This window comes from Curtobacterium sp. 18060, assembly GCF_902706105.1.
Taxonomy (GTDB): Bacteria; Actinomycetota; Actinomycetes; order Actinomycetales; family Microbacteriaceae; genus Curtobacterium.
In genome coordinates, this window is sequence record NZ_CACSJV010000003.1 from 170,986 (window position 1) to 191,521 (window position 20,536).

Genomic DNA, 20,536 nt, shown 5'->3' on the forward strand with positions numbered 1-20,536 from the left:
GTCAGGCGGCGTCGAGTGGTTCGCGCACGGTCTCGCGACCGGCGCTGGCGCGCGTGGCGAGCACGACCGCCGTGGTGGCTCCGACGAGCAGCCCGGCGAGCACCATGTGCGTGCCCACCAGCCCGACGGGCAGGCCGGTGCGGGCCTGGGTCAGACCGACGGCGATCTGCAGGAACTCGACGACGAGCAGCAACAGCGCCCACTTGCTCGAGATCCGGAGCCGGACGGCGCCGACGACGAGCACGAGGGTCAGCGCGAACAGGGCGTACGCGGGCCAGGCGTGCACGTGCTCCATGACCGCGGGGTCGAAGCCCGTGCGGTGCAGCATTCCGCCGTCGACGGCCTCGTCGGCACCGGCGTGGGGGCCGCTGCCGGTCGTCAGGATGCCGACGAGCACGGTGACCACGACGGCGGCGACCGTGCCGCGGACGACGCCGGTGTACCAGCCGGGAACGAGGCGGTGGCTGGTGCGGGGGCCGTGCATCGTCCGGTAGACCAGGGCCGCGGTGACCGAGGTCAGGGCGGCGGACACCACGAAGTGCAGCCCGACGACGAACGGGTTGAGGTTCGTGAGCACGCTGAGCCCGCCGATGACGGCCTGGACCGGGATCGCGACGCCCTGAGCGAACGCGAGCCAGAACAGTTCGGGGCGCGTGCGGAGCATCCGGACGACCGCCAAGAACATCGCGATCGCCACGATGACGAGCACGAAGGTGAGCAGTCGGTTGCCGAACTCGATGATCCCGTGGATGCCCATCTCGGGCGTTGAGACGAGCGAATCGGCCGTGCACTTGGGCCAGGTGGGGCATCCGAGGCCCGACGCGGTCAGGCGGACGAGGCCGCCGGTGCCGATCAACACGACCTCGACCACGAACGAGGCCCACGCCAGCGCGATGACCCGGCGGTCGACGACCCGGGGGAGCGACCACCACCGTGCGGTCCGGAGATCCTGGTCGACGGGGGGTCCGACGCGAGTCACGAGGGTGGTGCCTTCCTGTTGTTCCGTGCAGTGAACCTGTAGGATTCGAGGGTTCAGCAGCAGTCAAGTCTAGGCAGGCGCCGGCTCCGAATGGGCCGAGATCGCCGATCGATCCAGGGACTGCGTGGAACCATTGTCGTTGCGAGGGAGCAGCACCGTGTCCGCCTGTCGGCGGTCTGCGGTGGAATGGCGTCCAGACGCCACGGGTTGACACCTGAAGACGCTGCCCCGCGAGAAGGAAACGAGGAGACCATGTCCGACGTGCTCATCGACCGTCCCGAGCTCGAAGGGCTCGGGCAATACGAGTTCGGCTGGTCCGACTCCGACTCGGCCGGGGCCTCGGCCCGCCGTGGGGTCTCGGACGAGGTCGTCACCGACATCTCGAACCTCAAGCACGAGCCCGAGTGGATGCTCAAGAACCGGCTCAAGGGCCTGCAGCTCTTCGGCCGCAAGCCGATGCCGACGTGGGGTGCCGACCTGACGGGCATCGACTTCGACAACATCAAGTACTTCGTGCGCTCCACCGAGAAGCAGGCGCAGTCGTGGGAGGACCTCCCCGAGGACATCCGCGCGACCTACGAGAAGCTCGGCATCCCCGAGGCCGAGCGCCAGCGCCTCGTCGCCGGTGTCGCCGCGCAGTACGAGTCCGAGGTCGTGTACCACCAGATCCGCGAGGACCTGGAGCAGCAGGGTGTCATCTTCATGGACACCGACACCGCGCTCCGCGAGCACCCCGAGCTCTTCCAGGAGTACTTCGGCACCGTGATCCCGGCCGGCGACAACAAGTTCGCCGCGCTGAACACGGCCGTGTGGTCCGGCGGCTCGTTCGTCTACGTCCCCAAGGGCGTCCACGTCGAGATCCCGCTCCAGGCCTACTTCCGGATCAACACCGAGAACATGGGCCAGTTCGAGCGGACGCTGATCATCGCGGACGAGGACTCCTACGTCCACTACATCGAGGGCTGCACCGCCCCGATCTACAAGTCGGACTCGCTGCACTCGGCCGTCGTCGAGATCATCGTGAAGAAGAACGCCCGCGTTCGGTACACGACGATCCAGAACTGGTCGAACAACGTCTACAACCTCGTGACCAAGCGTGCGATCGCGCACGAGGGCGCCACGATGGAGTGGATCGACGGCAACATCGGCTCCAAGGTGACGATGAAGTACCCGTCGATCTACCTCGCCGGTGAGCACGCCAAGGGCGAGACCCTGTCCGTCGCGTTCGCCGGCCCCGGCCAGCACCAGGACGCCGGCGCGAAGATGATCCACATGGCGCCGTACACGACGTCGTCGATCGTCTCGAAGTCGATCGCCCGTGGCGGCGGTCGCGCGGGGTACCGCGGCGAGGTCCGGGTGGACCCGGCGGCGCACCACGCGGCGAACACCGTGCGGTGTGACGCGCTGCTCGTCGACACGATCAGCCGGAGCGACACGTACCCGGCGATCGACATCCGCGTCGACGACGTCCAGCTCGGGCACGAGGCCACGGTCTCGCGCGTGAGCGAGGAGCAGCTCTTCTACCTGATGTCCCGCGGCATGGCCGAGGACGAAGCGATGGCGATGATCGTCCGTGGCTTCATCGAGCCGATCGCCCGCGAGCTCCCGATGGAGTACGCGCTCGAACTCAACAAGCTCATCGAGATGAGCATGGAAGGATCCGTCGGCTAGATGTCCAGCACCACCCCTCCCCACATCGACCAGCCGATCGAGCCCGCGGCACCCGCCCAGGGTGCCGAACAGCACGGCGCCGGAGCCCACTCCGACGGCGGCTGGGACGCCCCGGACAAGAAGATCCCGGTCCAGACCCGCTCCGAGCGGTTCCAGTCCGGCGACCTCGAGGCGTTCCCGACCGTCACCGGCCGCGAGGTGAACTGGAAGTTCGCGCCCCTGGCGAAGCTCCAGCCGCTCCTCGACGGTGGTCTCGACGGATCCGCCTACCGGTTCCTCGCCCGCCAGTCCGACGGTGCCGACGTCGAGTGGGGTCGCAGCGACGACCCCCGCGTCGGGACCGCCGGTCTGCCCGAGGACCGTGCAGCGGCCGCTGCGTGGACCGCGCGCGACGCCGTCCTCGCCGTCACCGTCAAGGCAACCGAGGCGCACGAGTTCATCACCATCACGCGTTCCGACTTCGGCACGCAGCCCCGAGCGGCGCACACGGTCATCACGGCCGAGCCGCACGCCCAGGGCATCGTCGTGCTCGACAACCGCGGCAGCGCACTGCTCAGCGAGAACATCGAGATCGTCGTGCAGGACGGCGCACGCCTGACCGTCGTCAGCCTGCAGGACTGGGACGACGACGCGGTGCACGTCTCGACGCACTTCGCCGAGGTCGGCCGCGACGCCTTCCTGAAGCACGTCGTGGTCTCCCTCGGCGGCGACGTCATCCGGGTCAACCCCTCGACGCACCTCGGTGCGCAGGGCGCCGACACCGAGATGTACGGCGTGTACTTCGCCGACGCCGGTCAGTACATCGAGCAGCAGGTCTACGTGAACCACGATGCGCCGAACACGCGCGGTCGGGTCAACTACAAGGGCGCGCTGCAGGGCAAGGGCGCGCACACCGTGTGGATCGGTGACGTGCTCATCGGTAGCGCCGGTGACGGCACCGACTCGTACGAGCAGAACCGCAACCTCGTGCTGACCGACGGCACCCGTGCCGACAGCATCCCGAACCTCGAGATCGAGACGGGCAACATCGAGGGCGCCGGCCACGCGAGTGCGACCGGTCGCTTCGACGACGAGCAGCTGTTCTACCTGCAGGCCCGCGGCATCCCCGAGGAAGAAGCGCGTCGTCTCGTCGTGCTCGGCTTCCTGGTCGAGGTCATCCAGAAGATCGGTGCGCCCGAGCTCGAGGAACGACTCATCGCCGCGGTCGAGCAGGAGCTCGCCGACGGTCGCTCGGCGGTCGTCGCGCCGGCGGAGGCCGACGCCTGATGCCCACGAAGGTCTGCGCGGAGTCCGAGATCGCGGTGGACAGCCCCATGCGCGCCGTCGTCGACGGCACCGCGGTGGCCATCGTGAAGGACTCGTCCGGCACCGTGCACGCCATCGGCGACACGTGCACCCACGGGGACATCTCGCTGGCCGAGGGGTTCATCGAGGGCGACACGCTCGAGTGCTGGGCCCACGGCTCCCGCTTCTCGCTCGCCACGGGGAAGCCGCAGAACTTCCCGGCGTACGAGCCCGTCCCGGTGTTCCGGGTCGAGGTGCGCGAGGGCGACGTCTACGTCGACGTGCACGACCCCGTGCCCGTCGACTGACACCGCCTCCCGGCCCCCACACTTTCCGCGGCCCGTCCGCGACACGACAGAAAACCGAAGGAACCCAAGCAATGTCCACTCTGGAAATCCGCGACCTCCAGGTCTCGATCGACACCGATCAGGGCACCAAGGAGATCCTCAAGGGTGTCGACCTCACGATCAACGAGGGCGAGATCCACGCGATCATGGGGCCGAACGGCTCCGGCAAGTCCACGCTGGCGTACACGATCGCCGGGCACCCCCGGTACAACGTCGTCGGTGGCTCGATCACCCTCGATGGCGAGGACGTCCTCGCGATGAGCGTCGACGAGCGCGCCCGTGCCGGCATGTTCCTGGCGATGCAGTACCCGGTCGAGATCCCCGGCGTGACGGTGTCGAACTTCCTCCGCACCGCCAAGACGGCGATCGACGGCGAGGCCCCGGCCCTGCGCGGCTGGATCAAGGAACTCCGCCAGTCGATGGCCGACCTCAAGATGGACTCGTCGTTCGCCGAGCGCAACGTCAACGAGGGCTTCTCCGGTGGCGAGAAGAAGCGCCACGAGATCATGCAGCTCGAGCTCCTCAAGCCCCGCTTCGCCGTGCTCGACGAGACCGACTCCGGCCTCGACGTCGACGCGCTGAAGATCGTGTCCGAGGGCGTGAACCGCGCCAAGGCCGCGACCGGCCTGGGCGTGCTGCTCATCACGCACTACACGCGCATCCTCCGCTACATCAAGCCGGACTTCGTCCACGTGTTCGTCGCGGGCAAGGTCGCCGAGCAGGGTGGCCCGGAGCTCGCCGACCGCCTCGAGAACGAGGGCTACGACCGCTACGTGCAGGCCGCGGCGGCGTCCGCCGCAGAGGCGCAGGCCTGATGATCGCGGCACTCGCCCCGGAGAAGTTCGACGAGGTCGTCGAGGGCCTGAAGGAGGTCCAGGACCCGGAGCTCGGCGTCAACATCGTCGACCTCGGCCTGATCTACGACCTGGCCTGGGACGACGAGGCCTCGGCGCTCGTGATCAGCATGACGCTGACGAGTGCCGGCTGCCCGCTGACCGACGTCATCGAGGGTGACACCGCGAACGCCCTCGACGGCATCGTGGACGCCTTCCGCATCAACTGGGTCTGGATGCCGCCGTGGGGTCCGGAGCGGATCACCGACGACGGGCGCGAGATGATGCGCGCGCTCGGGTTCGCGATCTAGTCGCGACCACACCGCAGACGGGAGGCCCGGTGCCAGCTGGCACCGGGCCTCCCGTCTGTCCGTGGTCGCGACACGCGCGGGGCGCGACACGCCGCTCACGTTCGCCGAGTGGTCACGTTCTGTCGGCCGACCGCGCTCCGGGCGACGGAAGGTGACCACTCGGCGTCCGGCTGGCGGGGAGTCGTGACCGACCCACGGCCCGCCGCCCCGCACGCAGCGGACGCACAACGGCCCCGCACCGATCGGTGCGGGGCCGTTGTCGTGCGCAGCGTCAGCGGCGGCCGAGCGCCTTCCACGCGAGCGGCACGATGCCCGCGGCGATGAGCGCCTTCGCGATCCCACCGACGATGAACGGGTACAGGCCGGCGGCGAGCACCGACTGCAGGTCGTCCGGTGCGCCGAGCTGCCCGAGCACGACCGCCAGGTACGGCAGTCCGGTCACGAACGGGATGGCGCTCGCGAGCAGCATCGCGACGGCTGCGCGCCCGAAGTGACGGTCCCAGTTGCGGCGGGCCAGCCAACCGACGACGCCCGCGGCGGGGATGAACCCGATGACGTAGCCGAAGCTCGGCACGGCCAGGGCCTGCAGGCCGCCGGTCATGTCGGCGAAGAACGGTGCGCCCGCCAGGCCGGCGACGGCGTAGACGAGCAGCGAGAGCATGCCGCGTCGGGCACCCAGGGTCGCGCCGACGAGCACGACGGCGAGCGTCTGCCCGGTGATCGGGACCGGCCACATCGGGACCTCGAGCTGTGCCATTGCAGCGGTGAACAGGGCTCCGCCGGCGACGAGGGCGGCGTTCGTGGCCAGCCCGTGCGTCCGCAGACGGTCGGCGAGGACTGCGCGGGGAGCGAACCCGGTGGCGTTCGTCATGGATTCTCCTAGAATGGACTGCTGGTCCCGTTCGGAACCATCGGTCCCGTCAGCGTAGCGGTGCACCTCACGCACACGTCGTTGTGCAAACCCACCAACTGATTGGACGTCCACTGTGCTTGCCGTGCACGAACTCGAGATCCGCGTCGGAGCTCGTCTCCTCATGGAAGACGTGTCCTTCCGTGTCGAGAAGGGTGACAAGATCGGACTCGTCGGCCGCAACGGCGCGGGGAAGACGACGATGACCAAGGCCCTCGCGGGCGAGACGCAGCCAAATGGCGGCACGATCGATCGCGGTGGTGAGATCGGCTACCTGCCGCAGGACCCGCGCTCCGGCGACCCGGAGGAGACCGCGCGCAAGCGCATCCTCGACGCCCGCGGGCTCGGTGAGCTCGTGGAGGGCATCCGCCTCGCCACGCTCGACATGGCGAGCGAGGACACCGCCGTCGCCGAGAAGGCGATGCGCCGGTACAGCCGGCTCGACGACCAGTTCAACGCGCTCGGCGGCTACGCGGCCGAGGCCGAGGCGGCGTCGATCGCATCGAACCTCAAGCTGCCGGACCGCATCCTCGACCAGCAGCTCAAGACCCTGTCCGGTGGTCAGCGTCGTCGCATCGAGCTCGCGCGCATCCTGTTCTCGGATGCCGAGACGATGATCCTCGACGAGCCCACGAACCACCTCGACGCCGACTCGGTCGTGTGGCTGCGCGAGCACCTGAAGACCTACCCCGGTGGCGTCATCATCATCTCCCACGACGTCGAACTCGTGGAAGAGGTCGTCAACCGCGTGTTCTACCTCGACGCCAACCGCCAGACGATCGACATCTACAACATGGGCTGGAAGCTCTACCAGCGGCAGCGCGTCGCCGACGAGGAGCGTCGCCGCAAGGAGCGCGCCGGCGCCGAGAAGAAGGCCGCGACGTTGAAGGACCAGGCCGCTCGGTTCGGTGCGAAGGCCTCGAAGGCCGCCGCGGCTCACCAGATGGTCGCGCGTGCCGACAAGCTGCTCGCGGGTCTCGAGGACGAGCGCGTCGCCGACCGGGTCGCCAAGATCCGCTTCCCCACGCCGGCCCCGTGCGGCCGCACGCCGCTCATGGCCGAGGGGCTGTCGAAGTCCTACGGGTCGCTCGAGATCTTCGCGGGCGTCGACCTGGCGATCGACCGCGGTTCGCGCGTCGTCATCCTCGGGTTCAACGGTGCTGGCAAGACGACGCTGCTCCGCATCCTCGCGGGTGCCGACCTGCCCGACACCGGTGAGATCCAGCCCGGCCACGGCCTGCGCATCGGGTACTACGCGCAGGAGCACGAGAACATCGACATCAACCGCACCGTGATCGAGAACATGGTGTCGGCGTCGACCGACCTCAACGAGACCGAGGCCCGTCGCGTGCTCGGGTCGTTCCTGTTCACCGGGGACGACGGCTACAAGAAGGCCGGGGTCCTGTCCGGTGGCGAGAAGACCCGACTGTCGCTCGCGATGATCGTCGTCTCGGGCGCGAACGTGCTGCTGCTCGACGAACCGACGAACAACCTCGACCCGGCGTCGCGTGAGGAGATCCTCAACGCCCTCGCTGGGTTCGAGGGCGCCGTCGTCCTGGTGTCGCACGACGCCGGTGCCGTCGAGGCGCTCAACCCCGAGCGCGTGCTGCTCCTGCCGGACGGCACCGAGGACCACTGGAACAAGGACTACGCGGAGCTCATCGAGCTCGCCTGACGCCGGTCGGCCGGCAGGGCAGCCGGGCGGCCAGGCGGAGCCTGTCCGCACGGTGCCGGGTTCGTCGTCCGGTGCGGCGTTGTGGGCTGGGTGCGCGCTTCCAGTGGGGCACGGTGCGGGGAAGCGCTCACGGGGCTGCGAGGTGCGCACGGTGCGGCCTGGAGGCGCGGTGCCGGTCGTGCGCCGGGCCTCCCGTCCGCACGGTGCCGGGTTCGCCATCCGGTGCGGCGTTGCGCGCTGGGTGCGCGCTTGCAGTGGGGCACGGTGCGCGGAAGCGCGCACGGGGTCACGAGGTGCGCACGGTGCGGCCTGGAGGCGCGGTGCCGGTCGTGCGCCGGGCCTCCCGTCCGCACGGTGCCGGGTTCGCCGTCCGGTGCGGCGTTGTGGGCTGGGTGCGCGCTTGCAGTGGGGCACGGTGCGCGGAAGCGCGCACGGGGTTGCGAGGTGCGCACGGTGCGGCCTGGAGGCGCGGTGCCGGTCGTGCACCGTGCCTCCCGTCCGCACGGTGCCGGGTTCGCCGTCCGGTGCGGCGTTGTGGGCTGGGTGCGCGCTTGCAGTGGGGCACGGTGCGCGGAAGCGCGCACGGGGTTGCGAGGTGCGCACGGTGCGCCGACGCGCGCACACAAGCGCGCGCGTCAGCGGCGGGACGCGATCAGGTCGTCCTCGATCTCGGCGTCGGTCTTCGGCTTGGCGTCCTTGCGGCGCTGCCGCTCCTGGGCGCGCTCGCGTTCCTCCGGGTCGTCCTGGTTGAGGTTCCGGTACTCCTGCACCATCACGTACGCCAGGAACCCGAAGCCGCCGGCCGCGAACAGGAACCACTGGATGAAGTAGCTCAGGTGCAGGCCGGTGTCGGCGGTGGGACGCTCCCAGCCGAGTGGGCGCGCCTCGGTCGGTGCGGGGGACTCGGAGGCGAGCTCGCCGTACGCACCCGTCCAGATCGGGGTGTCGACCTTCTTCGCGACGTCGGCCAGGGTCACCGACTGCACCTGGTCCGTGTGCGCGGGGTCGGTACGGCCGGGGATCCGGGGCTCGCTCTGCTGTAGCCGGACGATCGCCGTGACCTCGCCCGACGGTGGAGCGGGAACGTGGTCGGGGGCGTCCTGCGCGTTGCCGGTGGGGACCCAGCCGCGGTCGACGATGAACGCGCGGCCGTCGTCGGTGACCAGGGGGGTCAGGACCTCGAAGCCAGGCTGGCCGTTGTGCACGCGGTTGCGGACGAGCAGCTGCGCGTCGATGTCGTAGCGGCCGGTCACGGAGACGCGGAGCCACTCCTGCTCGTCCTGCCAGCTCGACGCCGTCGGCAGCGCCTGGTCGAGGGGGACCGGCGTGTGGTCGTAGTTCTGGGCGACCTGCTCGTTCTGGCGCACCGCTTCGTTGCGGCGGTCCCACTGCCACATGCCGAACAGGGCGCAGACGATCGCGAAGGCGACGGCGATCGCGAAGTACCCGAGCCAGCGGCGACTGCGGACGAAGTGCCAGCCGACGAAGGGCTCGTCCGGGTCCTGGGTGGGGCGTTCGTCGTCCGGCACTGAGCGACGGGCGTGGTCGGCGGCGCGTTGCAGCTTGGCAGCGTGCTTCCGGCCGTACCGGGAGTGCGGGTCGAAGTCGTCGGTCATCGACCGGTGCCGGTGGAGCGCACCCCGACGTCGTTCTTCGGCGACGCGGCCGGGTCGCGTTCGTCGTCGAGCCGGTCGACGTCCTCGTGCATGCCGGTGACGCGCACCGGGAAGGTGCGGGACCGCAGGTAGTCGGCGAGGAAGTCGCGGTGCTCCTCGCACGCGGCCCAGATCTTCACGCGGTCGGCGGAGTGGATCCGGGGGTTGCGCCAGTTCACCCGCCACGCTGCTGTGTTGGAGCAGCCGGCTCGGGAGCAGACGGGGGTCGAACCCGGCTCGGTGTGCAGGTCGAAGGTCGCGCCCATCAGCGGGGTCCCCACATCTTCGAGCGGTCGCCGTTGCGCTGCCACTCGTCCTGCGCGTGCTGGGCCTGCTGCCGGAGGCGGTCCTGCTCGTCGCGGTAGGCCTGGGCCCGGTCCTCTTCCTGCTGCTCGCGGAGGCCCGGATCGACCGCGTCGTAGAGCTGCATCGCACCCGCGGGCGAGATCATGTCGCTCTCGGTCCGGCTGCCGGCGTTCGCGACGATCACGGCGACCCAGGGGATCACGGCGGCGAGGACGATCGGCACGACGGCGATCCAGGAGTGCCAGATGGAGTAGACGAGCACGGCCACGACGAAGAGGACGACGCGGATGGCCATCTGCCACACGTAGCGGGACAGGCGGTGCGCCCGGTCCAGCTCCGGCGAATCCGGGAGCGTGGTGATGCTGGTGTGCGTGCTCTTCATACAGATGGTCTCCGTCTACCCGTGGTCCAGCCTAAGCCTCCGGGGCCGATCGTGGGTGCGCCGCGCGCGAACGGGCTGCGGTGCTGGCTCCGCTACGCTCGTCCGGGCGTGTCCGCCGACCCGTCGGCACGACACGACCGCACACCACCACCGAACGGAGCGACCATGAGCACCCCCCGTACCGTCCTGATCACCGGCGGCAACCGCGGCATCGGCCACGCCCTCGCCGAGCGTTTCGTCGCCGCCGGGCACCGCGTCGCGGTCACGTCGCGCAGCGGACAGGGCGGACCCGAAGGGGCCCTCACCGTGCAGGCCGACATCACCGACACGGCCTCGGTGGACGCCGCCTTCACGCAGGTCGAGGCCGAGCTCGGACCGATCGAGGTGCTCGTGGCCAACGCCGGCATCACGAACGACCAGCTGCTGCTCCGCATGTCCGAGGACGACTTCACGAGCGTCGTCGACACCAACCTGACCGGCACGTTCCGGGTCGTGAAGCGCGCGACCAAGGGCATGATGAAGGCGAAGTTCGGTCGCATCGTGCTCATGTCGAGCGTTGTCGGCGCCTACGGCCAGATCGGCCAGGTCAACTACGCGTCGTCGAAGGCCGCCCTGGTCGGCATGGCCCGGTCGATCACCCGTGAGCTCGGCTCGCGTGGCATCACCGCCAACGTCGTCGCGCCCGGGTTCATCCAGACCGACATGACGGCCGCGCTGTCCGACGAGCTGCAGGCCGAGTTCAAGAACGCGATCCCGGCGGCCCGGTACGGCACGGTCGACGACGTCGCCGACGCCACGCTGTTCCTGGCGAGCGACGGGGCCGGCTACGTCTCCGGCGCGATCATCCCGGTCGACGGCGGCCTCGGCATGGGCCACTAGCCAGCCCGCCCGGCGCGCCCGGCTCGGCCTGCCAGGCCCGAGTCTCGGGCTGAGCGACACTGCTCGGGCCGCGCGGGCCGAGCAGTGTCGCCGTGCGCGAGGCTCGGCTGCGAGGAGCGGCGGAGCGTCAGCCGCGCAGGCCGAGCGTCGCGAGCACGGCGGACAGGTCGCGGTCCACGACGGCGACGTCCGCCTGCTCCCGCACGCGCGGCTTCGCGTCGAACGCCACCGACAGGGCGGCGACGCGCATCATCTCGAGGTCGTTCGCCCCGTCGCCGATCGCGACGGTGCGGACCGCGTCCACGCCGTCGGCCTCGGCCCACTCGCGCAGGGCGACGGCCTTGGCGTGCGCGTCCACGACGTCGCCGAGCACACGTCCGGTCAGCACGCCGTCGGCCACCTCGAGTCGGTTCGCCCGGCAGTGGTCGAGACCGAGCTGCTCGGCGAACGGGTCGAGGACCTCGTGGAAGCCGCCGGACACGACACCGACGGTCCCACCGGCGGCGTGCACGCCGCGGACGAGTTGGTCGGCACCCCGCGTCACGCGGACCGCCTGCTGTGCGCGTCGGAAGACGTCGACCGGGAGGCCCGCAAGGGTCGCGACACGCTCCCGGAGGCTCTCGGCGAAGTCGATCTCCCCGCGCATGGCGCGCTCCGTGATCGCCGCGACCTGTGGCCGGGTCCCGGCGGTGTCAGCGAGGAGTTCGATCACCTCGTCCTCGAGGAGGGTGGAATCGGCATCGAGGACGACGAGGAAGCGGGGCACGGACCAACGGTACCGACAGACGGAGGCACGGCCCGCGGCCGTGACGCGAGCCGTGCCTCCTGTCCGTCCGTTCGTCGGTGTCGACGCGACCGGCCGACGCTACGCGTCGACGCGGACGCCCTTGCCGACCACGGTGATGCCCGACTCGGTCACGGTGAAGCCGCGGGCCTCGTCGGCCTCACGGTCGATGCCGACCTGCGCTCCTGGCGCGATGACGACGTCCTTGTCCAGGATCGCCCGGTTCACGACCGAACCGGCGCCGATCGTCGCCCGCTCGAAGACGATCGAGTCGAGGACCTTCGCGCCGGAGTCGATCCCGCACCACGGGCCGATCATGCTGCGTTCGACCTGTGCGCCCGACACCAGGCAGCCGAGCGACACGAGCGAGTCGACCGTCGAACCGGTGTTGCCGTTGGCGTCCCGCACGAACTTCGCCGGCGGCAGGTTCGTCTGCTGGTTGAAGATCGGCCAGTCCTGGTTGTACAGGTTGAAGACCGGTACCGGGGCGATGAGGTCCATGTGCGCGTCGAAGAACGAGTCGATCGTCCCCACGTCGCGCCAGTAGTACTTGTCACGGTCGGTGGACCCGGGGACCTCGTTGCGCTGCAGGTCGTAGACCCCGGCGTCGCCGCGGTCCACGAAGTCGGGGACGATGTCGCCGCCCATGTCGTGCGCGGACGACTCGACCTGGCCGTCGCGGAGCACCGCGTCGACGAGGGCGTCCGCGTTGAACACGTAGTTGCCCATCGAGGCGAGGACCTCGCCGGGGGAGTCAGCGAGCCCGACCGGGTTCTTCGGCTTCTCGAGGAAGGCGTCGATCTTCGTCGGGTCGTCGGCGTCCACCTGGATGACGCCGAACTGGTCGGCGAGCTCGATGGGCTGACGGATCGCCGCGACGGTGGCGCTGCGACCCGAGGCGATGTGCGCCTCGACCATCTGGTGGAAGTCCATCCGGTACACGTGATCGGCGCCGACCACGACGACGATGTCGGGACGCTCGTCGCGGAGCAGGTTGAGCGACTGCAGGATCGCGTCGGCCGAACCGGCGAACCAGCGCTTGCCGAGTCGCTGCTGCGCGGGGACCGACGCCACGTAGGACCCGAGCAGGCCCTCCATGCGCCAGGTCTCGGCGACGTGCCGGTCGAGACTGTGCGACTTGTACTGGGTGAGGACGACGATCTTCTGCAGACCGGAGTTCACCAGGTTCGACAGCGCGAAGTCGATGAGACGGAAGTTCCCGCCGAACGGGACTGCGGGCTTCGCCCGGTCGGCCGTGAGTGGCATGAGCCGTTTCCCCTCGCCGCCAGCGAGCACGATGCCGAAGACCTTCTTTGGTGCCATGCCGCTCACAGTAGGCGTCAGCACTGGGAACCGGTTACGTTGATCCAGTGCGAGTCGATCTGCTGACCAGGGAGTATCCGCCGGAGGTCTACGGCGGTGCGGGTGTCCACGTGTCCGAACTCACCGCTGCGCTGCGGTCGGGGACGGACACCGACGTCCGTGTCCGGGCGTTCGGGGCCTTCCGCGACGAAGCCGACGTCTGGGGGTACCGCACGCCGGCCGGCCTCGAGCAGGCGAACGGCGCGCTGCAGGCGCTCGGTACCGACGTGGCCATCGCCGCCGACGTCGAGGGCGCCGACCTCGTGCACTCGCACACCTGGTACGCGAACTCGGCGGGCCGGATCGCGCAGTTGACCTACGGGATCCCCCACGTCGTCACGGCGCACAGCCTCGAGCCGCTCCGCCCGTGGAAGGCCGAGCAGCTCGGCGGCGGCTACCGCCTGTCGAGCTGGATGGAGCGCGAGGCGTTCGAGAACGCCGACGGCGTCATCGCGGTGTCGAAGGCCATGCGCGCCGACATCCTGCGCTCGTACCCGTCGATCGACCCGGCGAAGGTGCACGTCGTCTACAACGGCATCGACATCGACGCCTGGAAGCCGCAGGTCGACGAGGACGCCGTCCGCGCCCTCGGCATCGACCCGTCGCGCCCCAGCGTCGTCTTCGTCGGTCGCATCACCCGGCAGAAGGGCCTGCCCTACCTGCTCCGTGCCGTGGCGTCGCTCCCCGAGGACGTCCAGATCGTGCTGTGCGCCGGTGCCCCGGACACCCCGGAGATCCTCGCCGAGGTCACCGGGCTGGTCGAGGGCCTGCGCGAGCAGCGCGAGGGCGTCGTCTGGATCGACCGGATGCTCGCGCACGAGGAGATCGTGAACGTGCTGTCCTCGGGCACCGTGTTCGTGTGCCCGTCGATCTACGAACCGCTCGGCATCGTGAACCTCGAGGCCATGGCGTGCGGCATCCCCGTCGTCGGCACCGGCACCGGGGGCATCCCCGAGGTCGTCGCGGACGGCTTCACCGGTCGCATCGTGCCGATCGACCAGGCGCAGGACGGCACGGGCACCCCGACCGACCCCGACAAGTACGTGGCGGACCTGGCCGCGACCCTCAACGAGGTACTCGCCGACGAGGGGCTCGCGAAGCTCATGGGCCGCGCCGGACGCCTGCGCGTCGAGTCCGAGTTCACCTGGGACGCGATCGCCACGAGGACACGGCAGGTCTACGACGAGGTGCTCGGCCGGAACCCGTAGGCTGGTCGCATGCCCTCGGTCGTGCGCTTGTCAGACGTCTCCGTGGTCCGCAACGGGGCCACCATCCTCGACTCGATCTCGTGGGGGGTGCAGGACGACGAACGCTGGGTCGTGCTCGGTGCGAACGGCGCCGGCAAGACCACGCTGCTGCAGGTCGCCGGTGCCCAGACGTTCCCGACCTCGGGTGACGTCGAGGTGCTCGGCACCGAGCTGGGCGGCGCCGACCTGTTCGAGCTCCGCCCGCGCATCGGCTTCGCGTCGACCGCCCTGGCCCGTCGCATCCCGGTGACCGAGAAGGTCATCGACGTCGTGCTGACGGCCGCGTACTCGGTCACGGGTCGCTGGAACGAGGAGTACGAGGAGCTCGACGTCCGCCGTGCCCAGCGCGTGCTCGAGGAGTGGGGCCTGGGGTCGTTCACCGACCGCACCTTCGGCGAGCTGAGCGACGGCGAGCAGAAGCGCGTCCAGATCGCCCGTGCCGTCATGACCGACCCGGAGATCCTGTTCCTGGACGAACCGGCCGCCTCGCTCGACCTCGGTGCCCGTGAGAGCCTCGTCCGCACCCTCGGCGGCTACGCCCAGAGCGCCGACTCGCCGGCCATCGTGATCGTCACCCACCACGTCGAGGAGATCCCCGCCGGGTTCACCCACGCGCTGGTGCTCGCCGACGGCCACGTGCAGGCCGCCGGGCCCATCGACGAGGTCCTGACCGACCAGACCCTGACCGAAGCGTTCGGCATCGCGCTGTCCGTCACGAAGGACGCCGGTCGGTACACGGCGCGCGCGTCCTAGCGCTGCGATCGCGCCGTCCGTCTGGTAACGTTGACGGCTGGCGCAAGCCGATGACTTCCCGCGCATCTCGCGCAATCCCACCACCGCTACCGCTATCGAGGAAACTCCATGAAGACCGACACCCACCCCGAGTACCGCGCCATCGTCTTCCGTGACCTGGCCTCCGGTGAGACCTTCCTGACGCGTTCGACCGCGAACAGCGACAAGACGATCGAGCTCGACGGTGCCACCTACCCGGTGATCGACGTCGAGATCTCGTCCGCTTCGCACCCGTTCTACACGGGCAAGCAGCGCATCCTCGACTCGGCCGGTCGCGTCGAGAAGTTCAACCAGCGCTTCAAGGGCTTCTCCAAGTAGTCCTTCGGCAACAGCAGAACGGGCGGTCCTCCTTCGGGAGGACCGCCCGTTCTGCGTCGTGCGGCCGGTGCACGGGTCAGGCGCCGTTGCGGTGCGGCCAGCGACCGTCGGCGGTGAAGGACGGGTCGCGCTTCTTGCGCATGTACTCCTGGAACGAGGTCGCCTGCTCGGCGCACCACCCGACCTGCTTGCGGTGGAGTTCCTCTGCCGAGATGCCGAGCTCGTCCTGGTACTTGGCGGCGATGGCCTGGGCGACCCGACCTGCGGCGATGGCGTCGGCGCCGGCGTCGTGTGCGTCGTCGAGGGTGACGCCGTACAGCTCGGACGCCGCCTCGAGCGTGCGCTTGCCCTTCCGGAAGGTGTCGAGGGCCTTGTCGATCACGAGCGGATCGACGACGTTGCCGATGACGGGGGAGGCGAACCCGTGCCGCTTTGCCTCGCGGTCGAGGACCGTCAGGTCGTACGGGGCGTTGTAGATCACCAGCGGGATGCCGCGGGCGAACACCGCCTCGATCGCGGCGATGATCTCGGCGACGACCTCGGCCGCGGGACGCCCTTCGGCCTGGGCACGCTCGGTGGTGTAGCCGTGCACGGCCGCGGCGCCCTCGGGGATCGCGATGCCCGGGTCGGCGATCCACGCACCCTCGGCGATGGAGGCACCCGTCATGTCGATGAGGCCGACGTGCGCCGTGACGATCCGCGCCGTCTCGACGTCGACACCGGTGGTCTCGAGGTCGAAGACGCCGAGGGCGTGCCACCAGGGGCGTCCGGAGAGGTCCTGCGCCGGGGCGGGCGTGTCGAGCTGTGCTGTCGGATCCAGCTGTGCTGTGGGGAACGTCACGCGGTCAGGCTAACGGGACGCACCGACACGACCGGTGCTACCCGACCGGCGCGCCGACGTGCAGCCAGTAGAACGACTGCGTCCCGAGGGTCAGCGTGACGGTGCCGTCCTCGTCGAACGCGGGGAACGAACCGCCGCCGAACAGGTCGTAGAGCGGCCGACCGGCGAACTCGGGAGCCGACACGGTGACCGACGTCGGGTTCGTGGCGAACGAGAACACGCACAGCACGTCCTCCGCCGACGGCCCGAACTGCTGGCCGGATCCCTCCCACGAGCGCACGAACGCGAGCACCGACTCGTTCGAGGTCTCCTGCACGTGCAGGGCCCCGAGCCCGAACACCGGGTGGGCCTTCCGCACGTGGATGACGTTGCGCACCCAGTGCAGCAGGGAGCGGGACTGGGCGAGCTGCGCCTCGACGTTGACCTGCGCGTAGTTGTACACGAGCGACTGCACCACGGGCAGGTAGAGCTTGCCCGGATCTGCCGTGGAGAACCCGGCGTTGCGGTCGGGGGTCCACTGCATCGGCGTGCGGGACGAGTCGCGGTCGGGCAGCCAGATGTTGTCGCCCATCCCGATCTCGTCGCCGTAGTACAGGAACGGCGAGCCCGGCAGCGAGAACAGCAGCGCGTGGATGAGTTCGAGTTCGGCACGCGAGTTGTCGAGCAGGGGAGCGAGCCGGCGCCGGATGCCGATGTTCGAGCGCATCCGGGGGTCGTAGCCGTACCAGCCGTACATGGCCTGCCGGTACTCCTCGCTGACCATCTCGAGCGTGAGCTCGTCGTGGTTGCGGAGGAACACGCCCCAGGCCGCAGCGGACGGCACGTCGAGCGTCTCCGACAGGATCGCCGACAGCTCCTTGGCGTGCTGGGCACGGAGCGAGTAGAAGATGCGGGGCATCACCGGGAAGTCGAACGCCATGTGGCACTCGGGCTCCTCGTCGGTGCCGAAGAAGGCGGCGGTCTCGCGCGGCCACTGGTTCGCCTCGGCGAGCAGGACACGGCCGGGGTACTCGTCGTCCACCATCGCGCGCATCTTCTTGATGAACTCATGGGTCTCCGGTTCGCCCTCGCCGTTGCCCTCTTCGGACTCGAACAGGTACGGGATCGCGTCGAGCCGCAGACCGTCGACACCGAGGTCGAGCCAGTGCCGCACGACGTCGTACACGGCCTCGACCACGGCGGGGTTCTCGAAGTTCAGGTCGGGCTGGTGCGAGAAGAACCGGTGGAAGAAGAACTGCCGCCGGACCGGGTCGAACGTCCAGTTCGACTCCTCGGTGTCGACGAAGATCACCCGGATGTTCGGGTACTCCTCGTCGGTGTCCCGCCAGACGTAGAAGTCACCGAAGGGGCCGTCGGGGTCCTCGCGGGACTGCTGGAACCACTCGTGCTGGTCGCTGGTGTGGTTGATCACCATGTCGATGACGATGCGCATGTTGCGCTCGTGCGACTTCGTGACGAGCTCGCGGAAGTCGTCGAGCGTGCCGAACTCCGGCAGGATCGCCTTGTAGTCGGCGATGTCGTACCCGCCGTCGCGCATCGGCGACTGGAAGAACGGCGGCAGCCACAGGGCGTCGACGCCGAGCCACTGCAGGTAGTCGAGCTTGCCGATCACGCCCTGCAGGTCACCGATCCCGTCGCCGTTCGAATCGACGAACGAGCGGATCATGCACTCGTAGAAGACCGAGCGCTTGTACCACTGCGGGTCGAGCGTCAGGCCGGGCAGCTGGATCGGGGCTGTGAAGGTCACCGTGCTCCTCGTCGTCATCGACGGGCCCGTCGACGGCCCGCCCCGGACACGATAGGCGCGCGATGCTGCGGGTGTCCGGGGTTTCGTGCGGTTGTCTTCGTAGACTGGCACCGATGCAACCGCCCGTGCTCTCCCCGTACCAGTCGCTCATGGCCGCCACTCCGGTGGTCCACCGGTCCGTGCAGGTCGACGGCCGAACCACGCACTACTGGGAGTACGGGCCGTCCGACGCGACGCAGACCGTCCTGGCGGTGCACGGGTTCCGCGGCGACCACCACGGCCTCGAGACGATCGCCGCGCACCTGCAGGACGTCCGCGTGATCGTGCCCGACCTGCCCGGCTTCGGCGTGTCCGACCCGTTGCCGGTGTCGGACATCGAGTCGTACGTCGGCTGGTTGCGCGCGTTCCACGAGGCGCTCGGGCTCGGCCGCGACGCCGTCGTCCTCGGCCACTCGTTCGGGTCGATCGTGGTGTCCGCCACCGTCGCCGCCGGGCTCGACACCCGGCTGCTCGTCCTCGTGAACCCGATCGCCGCCCCGGCGCTGCAGGGGCCCCGCGCGGTGGGCACCGGGATCGCGATCGGCTACTACAAGGCCGGCGCGGTGCTGCCGAAGCCGATCGGGCTCGGGATCCTGCGGAACGCCGCCATCGTGCGGGTGATGAGCATCGCGATGCTCAAGTCGCACGATGGCGGGATGCGCCGCTGGGTGCACGACCAGCACGACCGGTACTTCTCGGCCTTCGCGAACCGCACGAGCGTGCTCGAGGTGTTCCGCACCTCGGTCACCCACGACGTGTCCGAGTACGCGGACCGCATCGACGTGCCGGTGCTGATGATCGCTGCCGAGCACGACGACATCACGGCCGTCCCCGAGCAGCGTGCCCTGGCCGCCCGCCTGCGCGATGCCGAACTCGTGGTCATCCCCGGGGTCGGCCACCTGGTGCACTACGAGACACCGGCTCCGGCCGCCGCCGCGGTGCTGCGCCGGATGGCGGACACGGCCGCGCGCCCTGGACGGGGCCGCGGCACCAAGGCAGGCCGACCGTCGGGCGCGGGACGGGCCTCCCGGACGACCGCGACGAAGGCGACGGCGAGCGACGCGAAGGAGTCCGACGCGTGACGCGCCTGCGGATCGGCATCGACTGCCGGTACGTGCGGATCGGCCGGCACGACGGCATCAGCCGCTTCACCGCCGGAGTGGCCTGGAACCTGCCCGACCGGCACGACGTCGTGCTGCTCGTCCACGACGAGCGCCAGCTCGAGTCACTGCCGCGCGACCTGCCGTGGGAGCTGCTGCCGGCACCCACCGACGCGGGGGAGCCGCTCGTCGCACGACGGGTGAACCGGCTCGGCCTCGACGCCGTGTTCTCGCCGATGCAGACGATGGGTTCGCGGGGGCGCGACTACGCACTCGTGCTCACCCTGCACGACCTGATCTACTACCGGAACCGGACGCCTCCGCGCGAGTTCTCGTGGCCGCTCCGGCTCGGGTGGCGCGCGTTCCACCTGTCGTGGGTGCCGCAGCGCGTCCTGCTGAACGGCGCCGACGGGGTGGTCACGGTGTCCGAGACCACCGCGGGGCTCATCGCCGAGCACCGGCTGACGAAGCGTCCGGTGACGGTGGCGTACAACGCTGCCGACCCGGCGGCTCCGCGTGCGGCGGGTGCGCCGCGGGAGCGCTCGCTCGTCTACATGGGGTCGTTCATGCCGTACAAGAACGTCGAGACGCTGGCGGCCGCGCTGCCGCTGCTCGGAGCGGACTGGACCCTGCACTGCATGTCGCGGGTGTCCGACGCCGACCGCGCACGGATCGAGGGGCTCGCGCCGACCGGCTCGATCGTGTTCCACGACGGTGCGACCGACGAGGAGTACCTGTCGGTGCTCCGATCCGCCACGGCCCTGGCGACGGCGTCGTACGACGAGGGCTTCGGCATCCCGCTGGTCGAGGCGATGGGCGTCGGGACCCCGGTCGTCGTGAGCGACATCCCGATCTTCCGCGAGATCGGGGGCGATGCGGCCGAGTACTTCGACCCGGCGTCGCCGTCGGCGGTGGCGGCTGCGGTGCGGCGGGTCGAGGAGCGGTGGGACGAGGCCTCGGCGCAGTCGGTCGAGCGGGCCGCGCGGTTCCGGTGGCAGGACTCGGCGGAGCAGGTCGTGCGGGCGGTCGAGCGGGCCGTGGCCGACCGGCGCGCGCGGTAGCGGGGGCGGGGCG

At 70.0% G+C, this 20,536-nt stretch carries 20 protein-coding genes and 1 pseudogene; 12 read left to right on the plus strand and 9 right to left on the minus strand.

Features of this window, described 5'->3' with window-relative positions; all coding sequences use genetic code 11:
* Position 1: 1 nt before the first annotated feature.
* Complete coding sequence (locus GVL05_RS03265) at positions 2-979, minus strand: heme A synthase (RefSeq protein WP_159571238.1); 978 nt, start codon at positions 977-979, stop codon at positions 2-4.
* Positions 980-1,231: 252 nt separating this feature from the next.
* Here GVL05_RS03265 and sufB point away from each other — a divergent pair, with 252 nt between their 5' ends.
* From sufB to GVL05_RS03290, 5 genes are all read left to right on the plus strand, one after another.
* Entirely contained in the window at positions 1,232-2,650 is a 1,419-nt protein-coding gene (gene sufB, locus GVL05_RS03270; RefSeq protein ID WP_111083968.1) for a Fe-S cluster assembly protein SufB, read from the plus strand.
* A complete protein-coding gene (gene sufD / locus GVL05_RS03275) occupies positions 2,651-3,916 on the plus strand; it encodes a Fe-S cluster assembly protein SufD (protein WP_159571241.1) in 1,266 nt (421 codons plus the stop codon). It abuts the gene before it with no gap.
* The gene (locus GVL05_RS03280; protein WP_111083970.1) at positions 3,916-4,242 is read left to right on the plus strand and encodes a non-heme iron oxygenase ferredoxin subunit; all 327 of its coding nucleotides are present in this window, start codon (positions 3,916-3,918) and stop codon (positions 4,240-4,242) included. The genes sufD and GVL05_RS03280 overlap by 1 nt, the downstream gene beginning before the upstream one ends.
* Positions 4,243-4,313: 71 nt before the next feature.
* Positions 4,314-5,096, plus strand: a complete 783-nt coding sequence (gene sufC / locus GVL05_RS03285; protein WP_111083971.1) for a Fe-S cluster assembly ATPase SufC — start codon at positions 4,314-4,316, stop codon at positions 5,094-5,096.
* Positions 5,096-5,425 carry a metal-sulfur cluster assembly factor gene (locus tag GVL05_RS03290; RefSeq protein ID WP_111083972.1) on the plus strand — a complete coding sequence of 110 codons (330 nt, stop codon included), beginning with the start codon at positions 5,096-5,098 and terminating at the stop codon, positions 5,423-5,425. The genes sufC and GVL05_RS03290 overlap by 1 nt, the downstream gene beginning before the upstream one ends.
* Positions 5,426-5,696: 271 nt before the next feature.
* Here GVL05_RS03290 and GVL05_RS03295 read toward each other — a convergent pair whose 3' ends face one another.
* Positions 5,697-6,296 carry a biotin transporter BioY gene (locus GVL05_RS03295; protein ID WP_159571244.1) on the minus strand — a complete coding sequence of 200 codons (600 nt, stop codon included), beginning with the start codon at positions 6,294-6,296 and terminating at the stop codon, positions 5,697-5,699.
* A 115-nt stretch (positions 6,297-6,411) separates the two neighbouring features.
* On the opposite strand from GVL05_RS03295, the gene GVL05_RS03300 reads away from it, so the two are divergent.
* Entirely contained in the window at positions 6,412-8,010 is a 1,599-nt protein-coding gene (locus GVL05_RS03300) for an ABC-F family ATP-binding cassette domain-containing protein (protein ID WP_159571247.1), read from the plus strand.
* A gap of 635 nt (positions 8,011-8,645) precedes the next feature.
* Here the strand turns inward: GVL05_RS03300 and GVL05_RS03305 are convergent.
* From GVL05_RS03305 to GVL05_RS03315, 3 genes and pseudogenes are all read right to left on the minus strand, one after another.
* Complete coding sequence (locus GVL05_RS03305; RefSeq protein ID WP_131880192.1) at positions 8,646-9,626, minus strand: SURF1 family protein; 981 nt, start codon at positions 9,624-9,626, stop codon at positions 8,646-8,648.
* A gap of 98 nt (positions 9,627-9,724) precedes the next feature.
* Positions 9,725-9,931 (minus strand): annotated as a pseudogene (locus GVL05_RS03310) (hypothetical protein); the annotation flags it as partial.
* A complete protein-coding gene (locus GVL05_RS03315) occupies positions 9,931-10,353 on the minus strand; it encodes a DUF3099 domain-containing protein (protein ID WP_123294380.1) in 423 nt (140 codons plus the stop codon). The gene GVL05_RS03315 and the pseudogene GVL05_RS03310, both read right to left, overlap by 1 nt.
* Positions 10,354-10,518: 165 nt before the next feature.
* Here GVL05_RS03315 and fabG point away from each other — a divergent pair, with 165 nt between their 5' ends.
* Positions 10,519-11,232 (plus strand): 3-oxoacyl-ACP reductase FabG, encoded by a 714-nt coding sequence (fabG, locus tag GVL05_RS03320; RefSeq protein WP_159571250.1) that lies wholly within the window; start codon positions 10,519-10,521, stop codon positions 11,230-11,232.
* A 127-nt stretch (positions 11,233-11,359) separates the two neighbouring features.
* Here fabG and serB read toward each other — a convergent pair whose 3' ends face one another.
* Together serB and glgC are read right to left on the minus strand one after the other, a co-directional pair.
* Complete coding sequence (gene serB, locus GVL05_RS03325) at positions 11,360-11,998, minus strand: phosphoserine phosphatase SerB (protein ID WP_111083977.1); 639 nt, start codon at positions 11,996-11,998, stop codon at positions 11,360-11,362.
* Positions 11,999-12,097: 99 nt separating this feature from the next.
* On the minus strand, positions 12,098-13,339 hold the full coding sequence (glgC, locus tag GVL05_RS03330; protein ID WP_123294454.1) for a glucose-1-phosphate adenylyltransferase: 1,242 nt from the start codon (positions 13,337-13,339) through the stop codon (positions 12,098-12,100).
* Between the two features lie 47 nt (positions 13,340-13,386).
* Here glgC and glgA point away from each other — a divergent pair, with 47 nt between their 5' ends.
* The 3 genes from glgA to GVL05_RS03345 all read left to right on the plus strand — a co-directional run bounded on the left by glgA (position 13,387) and on the right by GVL05_RS03345 (position 15,735).
* Positions 13,387-14,586 carry a glycogen synthase gene (glgA, locus tag GVL05_RS03335; RefSeq protein WP_123339671.1) on the plus strand — a complete coding sequence of 400 codons (1,200 nt, stop codon included), beginning with the start codon at positions 13,387-13,389 and terminating at the stop codon, positions 14,584-14,586.
* Between the two features lie 9 nt (positions 14,587-14,595).
* Positions 14,596-15,378, plus strand: coding sequence for an ABC transporter ATP-binding protein (locus GVL05_RS03340; RefSeq protein ID WP_111083979.1), 783 nt, complete (start codon positions 14,596-14,598; stop codon positions 15,376-15,378).
* 108 nt (positions 15,379-15,486) lie between these two features.
* Positions 15,487-15,735 carry a type B 50S ribosomal protein L31 gene (locus GVL05_RS03345; protein ID WP_017887280.1) on the plus strand — a complete coding sequence of 83 codons (249 nt, stop codon included), beginning with the start codon at positions 15,487-15,489 and terminating at the stop codon, positions 15,733-15,735.
* A 76-nt stretch (positions 15,736-15,811) separates the two neighbouring features.
* Here the strand turns inward: GVL05_RS03345 and GVL05_RS03350 are convergent, their stop codons facing one another.
* Both GVL05_RS03350 and treS read right to left on the minus strand, forming a co-directional pair.
* Entirely contained in the window at positions 15,812-16,576 is a 765-nt protein-coding gene (locus GVL05_RS03350) for a 3'-5' exonuclease (protein WP_235035820.1), read from the minus strand.
* A gap of 37 nt (positions 16,577-16,613) precedes the next feature.
* Positions 16,614-18,323, minus strand: coding sequence for a maltose alpha-D-glucosyltransferase (treS, locus tag GVL05_RS03355; RefSeq protein WP_159571253.1), 1,710 nt, complete (start codon positions 18,321-18,323; stop codon positions 16,614-16,616).
* A 113-nt stretch (positions 18,324-18,436) separates the two neighbouring features.
* On the opposite strand from treS, the gene GVL05_RS03360 reads away from it, so the two are divergent.
* Positions 18,437-19,444, plus strand: coding sequence for an alpha/beta fold hydrolase (locus GVL05_RS03360; RefSeq protein WP_235035821.1), 1,008 nt, complete (start codon positions 18,437-18,439; stop codon positions 19,442-19,444).
* 5 nt (positions 19,445-19,449) lie between these two features.
* Entirely contained in the window at positions 19,450-20,523 is a 1,074-nt protein-coding gene (locus GVL05_RS03365) for a glycosyltransferase (protein WP_159571301.1), read from the plus strand.
* Positions 20,524-20,536: the final 13 nt, after the last annotated feature.

What these genes read in the sequence shown, in the direction of transcription:
- sufB (WP_111083968.1), top strand. Translation starts at nt 1,232, where the DNA reads ATGTCCGACGTGCTCATCGACCGTCCCGAGCTCGAAGGGCTCGGGCAA.
- sufD (WP_159571241.1), top strand. Translation starts at nt 2,651, where the DNA reads ATGTCCAGCACCACCCCTCCCCACATCGACCAGCCGATCGAGCCCGCG.
- GVL05_RS03280 (WP_111083970.1), top strand. Translation starts at nt 3,916, where the DNA reads ATGCCCACGAAGGTCTGCGCGGAGTCCGAGATCGCGGTGGACAGCCCC.
- sufC (WP_111083971.1), top strand. Translation starts at nt 4,314, where the DNA reads ATGTCCACTCTGGAAATCCGCGACCTCCAGGTCTCGATCGACACCGAT.
- GVL05_RS03290 (WP_111083972.1), top strand. Translation starts at nt 5,096, where the DNA reads ATGATCGCGGCACTCGCCCCGGAGAAGTTCGACGAGGTCGTCGAGGGC.
- GVL05_RS03295 (WP_159571244.1), bottom strand. Translation starts at nt 6,296, where the DNA reads ATGACGAACGCCACCGGGTTCGCTCCCCGCGCAGTCCTCGCCGACCGT.
- GVL05_RS03305 (WP_131880192.1), bottom strand. Translation starts at nt 9,626, where the DNA reads ATGACCGACGACTTCGACCCGCACTCCCGGTACGGCCGGAAGCACGCT.
- GVL05_RS03315 (WP_123294380.1), bottom strand. Translation starts at nt 10,353, where the DNA reads ATGAAGAGCACGCACACCAGCATCACCACGCTCCCGGATTCGCCGGAG.
- fabG (WP_159571250.1), top strand. Translation starts at nt 10,519, where the DNA reads ATGAGCACCCCCCGTACCGTCCTGATCACCGGCGGCAACCGCGGCATC.
- glgC (WP_123294454.1), bottom strand. Translation starts at nt 13,339, where the DNA reads ATGGCACCAAAGAAGGTCTTCGGCATCGTGCTCGCTGGCGGCGAGGGG.
- GVL05_RS03340 (WP_111083979.1), top strand. Translation starts at nt 14,596, where the DNA reads ATGCCCTCGGTCGTGCGCTTGTCAGACGTCTCCGTGGTCCGCAACGGG.
- GVL05_RS03345 (WP_017887280.1), top strand. Translation starts at nt 15,487, where the DNA reads ATGAAGACCGACACCCACCCCGAGTACCGCGCCATCGTCTTCCGTGAC.
- GVL05_RS03360 (WP_235035821.1), top strand. Translation starts at nt 18,437, where the DNA reads ATGCAACCGCCCGTGCTCTCCCCGTACCAGTCGCTCATGGCCGCCACT.